Below are 7,138 nucleotides of genomic sequence, written 5' to 3' on the forward strand. Positions count from 1 at the left end.
GAGGGGTTTATCCGATCAATCCCGATTCGCATGTGATCGCTGTGGCGCTGCCGGCCCCACCGTGCGCGAGCGAGGGCGCATCGACCTCATGGCCAAGCTCTGCGATGTGTGCTGGAACGCCATCGCCAACGAGATGGCCAAAGCCGACGGGGCCACGGCCGCCCCTCGACCCGATCCCGACCCGGACGACGTGTCCTGGATCGAGCCACCCACTTGCCCCACATGTGGCGCAGGGGTTCAGGTGTGTCCCACGAACTACGACCGGTGGGTCAGCCTCGCTACGGTGGAGTTGCCCGCCAAGGACGTCCCAGAGTCCTTCCGGTGGCGTTTGGCGAAGCTCCCGGCCCGATCCCCCATCGTCACGGACATCGTCGCTGTACGGGTTCGTGGAATCGATCCGCTCCCGGGTGAGCCCGTCGTGCCGGCCCACCGCATGATGTGCGTCCCCGAGTAGCGTGAGACGTCGATCACAGCGCGAGGGCCGCGGACCGCCGTGCCCACTGCGTGTCCGATCGGGCGGCGACCAGCGGGGAGCCACGGGGAACGTCGGCGAGCAGCGCGAGAACCCGCACGTCAGCGTCTCGCCAGCTCAGCCCGTACCGAGCCCGAGCCGCCGGCAACTCCAGCCAGCCGTTCGACCGAGTCGGCAGATGTGCAGATCCCCGGGTATCGGGCTGGGCAGGTGGCGTTCGGGAACGCCACCTGCCGTGGACTGTCGCCGAGCGGCGCAGGTGATCCACCGGCGCCGGGAAAGGAAGGGGCTCGGCTGTCAGCGCCGGGGCACGCGCCGGCGGGTCAGCAGGACCGTGCCCGCACCGGCGGCCAGGGCGGCGGCGGCCACGCCCGCGAGGGGGAGAGCGGAGCCGGAGCCGGTGTTCGCCAGGCCGCCACCGGTACCCGAGGAGCCCGCGGAGCCTGCGGAGCCTGCCGACGCGGACCCGCCCGCGGACCCGGAACCACCCGCGGACCCGGAGCCACCCGTGGAACCGGAGCCACCCGTGGAACCGGTGCCGGAGCCGCCCGTGGAGGAGCCCCCGGTGGAGGATGTCGAGCCGGAGCCGCCCGTGGAACCGGTGCTTCCCGTGGAGCCGCCGCCCGTGGAACCGGTGCCGCCTGTCGAGCCGTTGCCGTCGGTCCCGAGGAGGAACACGGCCGTGTCGTTCTTCTTGTTCTTGTCGAACGGGCGCTCCTTCGCCTCCAGGGCCACCGAACCTTTGGCCCCGGCAACCGCCTTGACGATGCGCAGGCGGAACGGGAAGGTGTAAGTGCTGTTCTCGTTGGCCCAGTAGTAGCTGCGGGGAATGCAGCTGTAGCTGCCGGCGTCGGCCTTCTTGCAGCCATCGGCCTTCAGGGTCACGGTCGTTCCCGCGGGCATCTTGACCAGGACATGGGTCACCGCGCCGCTCTCGCCGTTGTCGGGCATCACCCAGGCCGGTCCCGCGTTGGTGAACTTCGCCTCCAGTGTGACGAATTGCCCGTCGCGGTCCGTCAGTTGCGCCGCCACCTGGAAGTCCGCCGTGTTCACCGCCGTCACCGGCACACCGGCATAGTCATAGGCGGGGTTCTTGGCCGGCCCGATGTCGCCCAGCGGAGTGGTCGAGGGCAGCTCGACCAACTTCACCGCGGGTCCGGTCCCGGGCACCATGTCGGCAGGGCCGCTCTCGGACTGATTGGTGTCGTAGTCGCTGATCGTCACACCGAGGTGCTCGTACAGCGCGTGGCCGAGGACGTCCAGCGACAGTGTCTTCTCCGGCGCGTAGACGGCACCGGGTTTCACCGCCTGATCGAACTCGCAGATCACGAAGTACTTGCCCGGGAGCCCTTCTTCGTCGACGGGGACCGCGGGGGCTCCCGGCTTCTCCCCACGGGGGTGTGCACAGTTGGAAGGCAGTTCCTGGTGGGTCAGTCCGCGGCTGAAGTTGTAGGTCAGCCAGACCTTGTCGAGTGTCTCGGTGCCCTTGTTCGCGAAGGCGCCCGGCAGGTCGAAGCCGCCGCCGGGCTTCACATCGGTGACCGGCTTCAAGAGGCCCAGCACCAGACCGGGCCGGGTGTTGTCGGCCGAGGCGGGCGCCGCGGCCAGGGCCAGGGCGGTCAGGGCGACGGCACCGACCACGGCGGAGGTCCTGCGCAGCGGGCGGGCGCGGTCGGCAACGGTTCGAAGCATGGGGGATCCCTTGCGGTGAAGCGACGGAGGCGTACGGGCGAACAACTGGGAACAGCGGTTCCGCCGCGTCAGACACCGTGTGGCACCGGACGGTTGTACGACGCTTCGATGAACGTGATCGCACGGACGTCACGTCGGAGAAAGGGAAACGACCGCTTCAGCGGTTGCCCTGCGCCCGACAGCGCCCTTGTACAGCACGGAAACGCGATGACCTGCGGAAACGGGTTGTGGCACAGTCATCCCATGTCCATCGACATCGCCTATCCCGCCTTCTGCGCCCCCGGCCTCCCCGTGGCTCTGGGCACAGCCCGTCGCCTCATGGAGTTCGGCCGTTACGAGGACTCCAAGGTCGACGTGTTCACCGAGCTCTGCTCTGTCGCCGAGGTGCGCCGGATGGCGAGGGAACTGCCGCAGGGACGGTTCTCGGGACAGTGGGACGACAAGGAGTTCGACGGAGTGCCGCTGAAGCACTGGCCTCCGCTGGTCGCCGGCGTTCTCGGGCCCGATCTGCCGACCGCGCCGGCGGCGTACGAAGGGCGGCTGCCAGTGGAGTACGAACTGGGGGACCTGCCGGTGGACAGCATCGAGGACGCCTTCGCGGCGGCGATCGGTCCGAACATGGGCTGGATCAACTGGAAGTGGCTGTACTGGCCGGACGTGCCCGAGCGGAACCTCCATGGCGAGTCCACACATGCCGAGGTGACGCTCTTGTTCAACACCCGCACGCGCAATGATGGGCGCAGACAGTGCGGACCATCCATGGGCGGACTGCAGGCCGACGTGCTCCATATGGATCTGACCAGCGTCTTCCCGAGGCTCAATGGGCCTCCAGACCTGCTGCAGTACAGCAGCGAAGACAGCAACCACCTCAGCCCCTGGTGACCGCCAACGGCCTCCAGCAGCCAGCTGGCCAGCCCCGCAGACCTAAATGACCTCTCGGCCGAGAGTTCGGGACGAAGAGGTCCGATCGTATGCCGTCCGTGCGGCAGTCGGCTGTCTGCTCCCGCCCTGAAAACTGGGCCGTCCGTGGGCCGTCGGAGGGGGCCCGCAGTGACCGACAGCGATCGTGGACAGCCGCTTGATCGCAGGTCGCCAACGCCGTGGCACGGATCGTTCGAGGGCGCCCCGCGCCGCACGAGTTCCTGCGCAACAAGCGCCAGGAGTGGGAGGGGTCCCGCCCCAAGGTAACCGCCTGCAAGTCGCGGAAGGGCCTGCCGCTGCTGTAGACGCGGAGTGGGGCGGGAACGGCCCTCAAGAGCCGGCGGCGCGGTCCTTGGGAGCCATACGGGGAGCCAACCGAGGCGTCCGGCGACGGACGAGCGCGGACCGCCGCGGACGGCGGCGGCGCTCGGCAGCAGGTCATGTCAGGCCCCTCGGCCGCCCTTCCTGAGCCCTCCGTTAGCTCTGCCTTAAAGGCACCATAAGGATCTCCTCCACCCGCCTCCAGCAGGCGATCCCGCGGTTTTCGGGGGCTAGTTTTCTGATCACCCCCCACGGGGTCCCCGCACGGAGTGCCGTGCGGGGCCCGCCCCACGCCCCAGGACCGTTCGAGGAGTTCCCCATGTCCGCACGCCGCAAGGCCGCCGGCGTCGCCGTCCTCGGCATCGCCCCGCTCGCCCTGTCCGCGCTGGCCGCGGTGCCCGCCTCGGCGCACGGTTCGATGGGGGACCCGGTGAGCCGGGTGTCCCAGTGCTACGCGGAAGGCCCGGAGAGCCCCAGGTCGGACGCCTGCGAGGCGGCCGTCGCGGCGGGCGGCACCCAGGCGCTCTACGACTGGAACGGCATCCGCATCGGCGATGCGAACGGGCGGCACCAGGAGCTGATCCCGGACGGCAAGCTGTGCAGCGCCGGCAACGCCGAGTTCAAGGGGCTCGACCTGGCGCGCTCCGACTGGCCCGCGACGAGCGTGAGCGGCGGCTCGTACACGTTCAGGTACCGGGTGACCGCCCCTCACAAGGGCACGTTCAAGGTCTACATCACGAAGCCGGGCTACGACCCGTCGCAGCCGCTGGGCTGGGGCGACCTCGACCTGACGCACCCCGTCGCGACGGCCACCGACCCGACGGCCTCGGGCGGCTTCTACACGTTCTCCGGCACGCTGCCGGAGCGTTCGGGCAAGCAGCTCCTGTACGCGGTCTGGCAGCGCTCGGACAGTCCGGAGGCCTTCTACTCCTGCTCCGACGTGACGTTCGGCGGAGCAGGGGGCGGCAAGGGCGCGGGCGGCGGCAGCGCTCCCGCGCCGAGCGCCTCGGCGCCGTCCGAGAAGCAGATCGAGGACGGCAACGACAAGTCGACCGTGGAGCACCACGGTCACGGCGACGACGACGCCGGCACGTCCGCGAAGCCGTCCGCGAGCACTGGCGCCACCGAGGACACCAAGGCCGCCGAGGGCACCGAGTCGGCCGGACCGGCCGAGAACGTCCGGGCAGCAGCCGCGGAGTCCGCAGACTCCGCGGGGAACCTGCCGGAGGCCGCCGGTTCGCCCCAGAGCCTCGCCGAGACCGGCGGCAACGCCTCCACCTCGTACGTCGCGATCGGCGGCGCCGCCGCGCTCGCGCTCGGTGCCGCGGCGCTGTTCGCCTCGGTGCGGCGGCGCGCGACACCGGCCGGTCGGCGCGGGCGCTAGGAAGCCGGAACGACTCCGGGGGCTGACCGGCGGCTCAGGCCGGACAGCCCCCGGCGGCGTGTTCCGCCGTCCGCGTCCCGCGCGTGCGGGACGCGGACGGCCGGACGATCACGCCGGCGCGCTCGGGCGGACCACCATGGACGAGTGGTCCGCCGAGCCGGTCAGCTGAACACCGACGCGCAGTTGGTCCTGGAGGCGTGCGCCGGGTCGAGCGCGTTCGCCACCTCGTGGTACGCGATCCGGTCGAGGATCCCGATGGCCACGTGCTCGGAGAGGTCGAGCGCGCACAGGTTCTGCAGCAGGACGTTGCGGACGTCGGATCCGCTCAGGAACCCCGACCGGTACGGCGTGACCACCTCGTCGTACTTGGTGGCGATGACCGTGTAGTGGACGCCGGGAACGGTGTCGCCGCCCGCGTTGAGCTTGGTCAGGAACGCGGAGCCGGCGATCTGGTCCGCGAGTCCCGGGGTCGCCGCGGTCAGCAGGTCCTCGGCGCCCGGGAAGTACGGGAGCAGTTTGGTGAGTCCGTTGAGGGTCGTGCCGTGGTTGTCGGGGGCGAGGCCGACGAGGGCGTTCACCTTGGCGGCTCCGCCGAGGAACTTGAGGTAGTAGCGGGGCATCATGCCGCCCTGCGAGTGGCCCACCAGGTCGACCTTGGCGGCGCCTGTCGTGGCGAGCACCTTGTCGACGAACACCTGGAGCTGTGCGGCCGACTTGTCGATGGGGCCGAGGCCGTGGAAGAAGGGGACTCCGGGCAGCTGCCCGTAGTCGAGGGAGAAGACGCAGTACCCGCGGCTGGTCAGGTAGGGGGCGAGGGCCAGCCAGTTGTCGACGGAGTTCCCGAAGGTGCCGTGGACGAGGACGACGGGGCGCGGGTGCGCGGCGGACGGCTTGCAGGAGTAGTTGTTCCAGCCACTACTGGGGGCGGAATCAGCTCGTGCTGTGGCGGCGGGGAGGAACGCGACCGTGGCGGTCAGGAGCAGCGCGGCCAGGGGTCTGAGCACTCGCTTCCAGGGCAGCATCGGGTGATCTCCTTGCGGCTCAAGGGAGTTGTGGGGGTGTACGCCCTGTGATCCGGATCACGAGGATGCTGTTCACTCATCAAGTTACGGTCGAGTAGCAGAGGTGTGAAGTTACGCGTCAGTAAAAACTTCCAGTGCTAACCAGGACGGCCGTCACCGGTGACCGATCGTCACCAGGCGGGCCTGATGGGACCGTAGGGCGCGATACGCGACAAACGCGTGCACAACGCGCGCGTTTCCCCCTCCCCCAGCACTTCGGCCCATGCCCTTACGGCGTCCGCGGCCGCCTCCTCCGCCGCCCGGGTGCAGGCCCACCCGAGCTCGGTGAGCACCAGGAGCCGGGCCCGCGCGTCGTCGGGATGCGGCCGGCGCTCCACGTACCCCTTGCGGACGAGCTCCTCGACGAGCTGGCTCGCGGCCTGTTTGGTGACCCCCAGGTGGGCGGCGACCTCGGTGACCGTCGCCCCGTCCGGCGCGAGTCGCGCGAAGGCGAAGCCGTGCGCGGGCCGCACGCCTTCGAACCCCCGGGCGACCACGCCTTCGTGGATGCGTTGCGTCAGCTCGCCGGCGGCGGCGAGCAGGGCTGCGGACAGGGCCATGGCCTCGGAGTTCTGCACGTACGCATTGAAACACCCTTGACTATTTGGTCAAGCTGCTTGACCATAAGGGCGAACCAACCAGTCAAGCAGCTTGACCATATTCCTGGATCCGAACCGCGTGGCCGACGGCCACCGGCGCCGAGGCCGGCCGCCGACACCGACCACCGACCGCCGACACCAACTGCCGACACCGACACCGACACCGACCTTGGAGCCACCCGTGCCCGTCGTCCGTTCGTCCGAAGCCGTCGTCCACGAGGTCCACGGCGCCCGTTTCGTCTCGTACGCCTCTCCCCGCAGCGGCAGCGAGGAGCTGTGCGCCTGGCGCACGGAGATTCCCGCGGGGCATCGGGCTCCCGTGCACACCGTCAACCGCGAGGAGATCCTCCATCTCCTCTCCGGCGAACTGCTGGTCACCCTCGACGGCCGCACCGAGCGGATCACCGCGGGCGACACCGTGATCATCACGCCGGGCGCCACCCTCGGCATCGAGAACCCGGCCCAGGAGACCGCGCTCTCCTGGGTCACCACGTCCATCGGCCTCCGGGCGGAACTGACCGACGGCTCGGCCCTGACACCGCCCTGGGCCAACTAGCGCCGCGGCACCAGGGCCTGTCGTCAAATTCCCGCTGTCGCCCGAAGGGCGGCCTCGCGGCGTCTGGTGCGTGCTCTGGGGGTCCCCCCGGCCGAAGGCTGGGGGAGTGCCGGGCGGAAGTCCTCGTACTGG

Annotated in this window: 8 protein-coding genes; 5 read left to right on the plus strand and 3 right to left on the minus strand. The window is 70.1% G+C overall.

Annotated features, from left to right (window positions below):
* Positions 1-133 precede the first annotated feature (133 nt).
* On the plus strand, positions 134-454 hold the full coding sequence (locus tag ACFW6B_RS14470) for a DUF6083 domain-containing protein (RefSeq protein ID WP_386595681.1): 321 nt from the start codon (positions 134-136) through the stop codon (positions 452-454).
* 315 nt (positions 455-769) lie between these two features.
* On the opposite strand, the gene ACFW6B_RS14475 is transcribed toward ACFW6B_RS14470, so the two are convergent.
* The gene (locus tag ACFW6B_RS14475; protein WP_386595643.1) at positions 770-2,164 is read right to left on the minus strand and encodes a hypothetical protein; all 1,395 of its coding nucleotides are present in this window, start codon (positions 2,162-2,164) and stop codon (positions 770-772) included.
* Between the two features lie 243 nt (positions 2,165-2,407).
* Between ACFW6B_RS14475 and ACFW6B_RS14480 the strand changes: the two genes are divergently transcribed.
* The 3 genes from ACFW6B_RS14480 to ACFW6B_RS14490 all read left to right on the plus strand — a co-directional run bounded on the left by ACFW6B_RS14480 (position 2,408) and on the right by ACFW6B_RS14490 (position 4,790).
* A complete protein-coding gene (locus ACFW6B_RS14480; protein ID WP_386595645.1) occupies positions 2,408-3,046 on the plus strand; it encodes a hypothetical protein in 639 nt (212 codons plus the stop codon).
* Between the two features lie 218 nt (positions 3,047-3,264).
* Positions 3,265-3,390 carry a glutamine synthetase gene (locus ACFW6B_RS14485; RefSeq protein ID WP_386595647.1) on the plus strand — a complete coding sequence of 42 codons (126 nt, stop codon included), beginning with the start codon at positions 3,265-3,267 and terminating at the stop codon, positions 3,388-3,390.
* A 335-nt stretch (positions 3,391-3,725) separates the two neighbouring features.
* Positions 3,726-4,790, plus strand: coding sequence for a lytic polysaccharide monooxygenase (locus ACFW6B_RS14490; protein WP_386595650.1), 1,065 nt, complete (start codon positions 3,726-3,728; stop codon positions 4,788-4,790).
* Between the two features lie 161 nt (positions 4,791-4,951).
* Here the strand turns inward: ACFW6B_RS14490 and ACFW6B_RS14495 are convergent, their stop codons facing one another.
* Complete coding sequence (locus ACFW6B_RS14495) at positions 4,952-5,812, minus strand: esterase/lipase family protein (protein WP_386595652.1); 861 nt, start codon at positions 5,810-5,812, stop codon at positions 4,952-4,954.
* A gap of 170 nt (positions 5,813-5,982) precedes the next feature.
* A complete protein-coding gene (locus tag ACFW6B_RS14500; protein ID WP_386595655.1) occupies positions 5,983-6,429 on the minus strand; it encodes a MarR family winged helix-turn-helix transcriptional regulator in 447 nt (148 codons plus the stop codon).
* Between the two features lie 202 nt (positions 6,430-6,631).
* Here ACFW6B_RS14500 and ACFW6B_RS14505 point away from each other — a divergent pair, with 202 nt between their 5' ends.
* Entirely contained in the window at positions 6,632-7,006 is a 375-nt protein-coding gene (locus ACFW6B_RS14505) for a cupin domain-containing protein (protein WP_386595657.1), read from the plus strand.
* Positions 7,007-7,138: the final 132 nt, after the last annotated feature.

This window comes from Streptomyces sp. NPDC058751 (assembly GCF_042746485.1).
GTDB lineage: Bacteria > Actinomycetota > Actinomycetes > Streptomycetales > Streptomycetaceae > Streptomyces.

Bases quoted from the DNA above. Each gene is read 5' to 3' on its own strand.
- ACFW6B_RS14490 (WP_386595650.1), top strand. From the start codon at position 3,726: ATGTCCGCACGCCGCAAGGCCGCCGGCGTCGCCGTCCTCGGCATCGCC.
- ACFW6B_RS14495 (WP_386595652.1), bottom strand. From the start codon at position 5,812: ATGCTGCCCTGGAAGCGAGTGCTCAGACCCCTGGCCGCGCTGCTCCTG.
- ACFW6B_RS14480 (WP_386595645.1), top strand. From the start codon at position 2,408: ATGTCCATCGACATCGCCTATCCCGCCTTCTGCGCCCCCGGCCTCCCC.
- ACFW6B_RS14475 (WP_386595643.1), bottom strand. From the start codon at position 2,164: ATGCTTCGAACCGTTGCCGACCGCGCCCGCCCGCTGCGCAGGACCTCC.
- ACFW6B_RS14470 (WP_386595681.1), top strand. From the start codon at position 134: ATGGCCAAAGCCGACGGGGCCACGGCCGCCCCTCGACCCGATCCCGAC.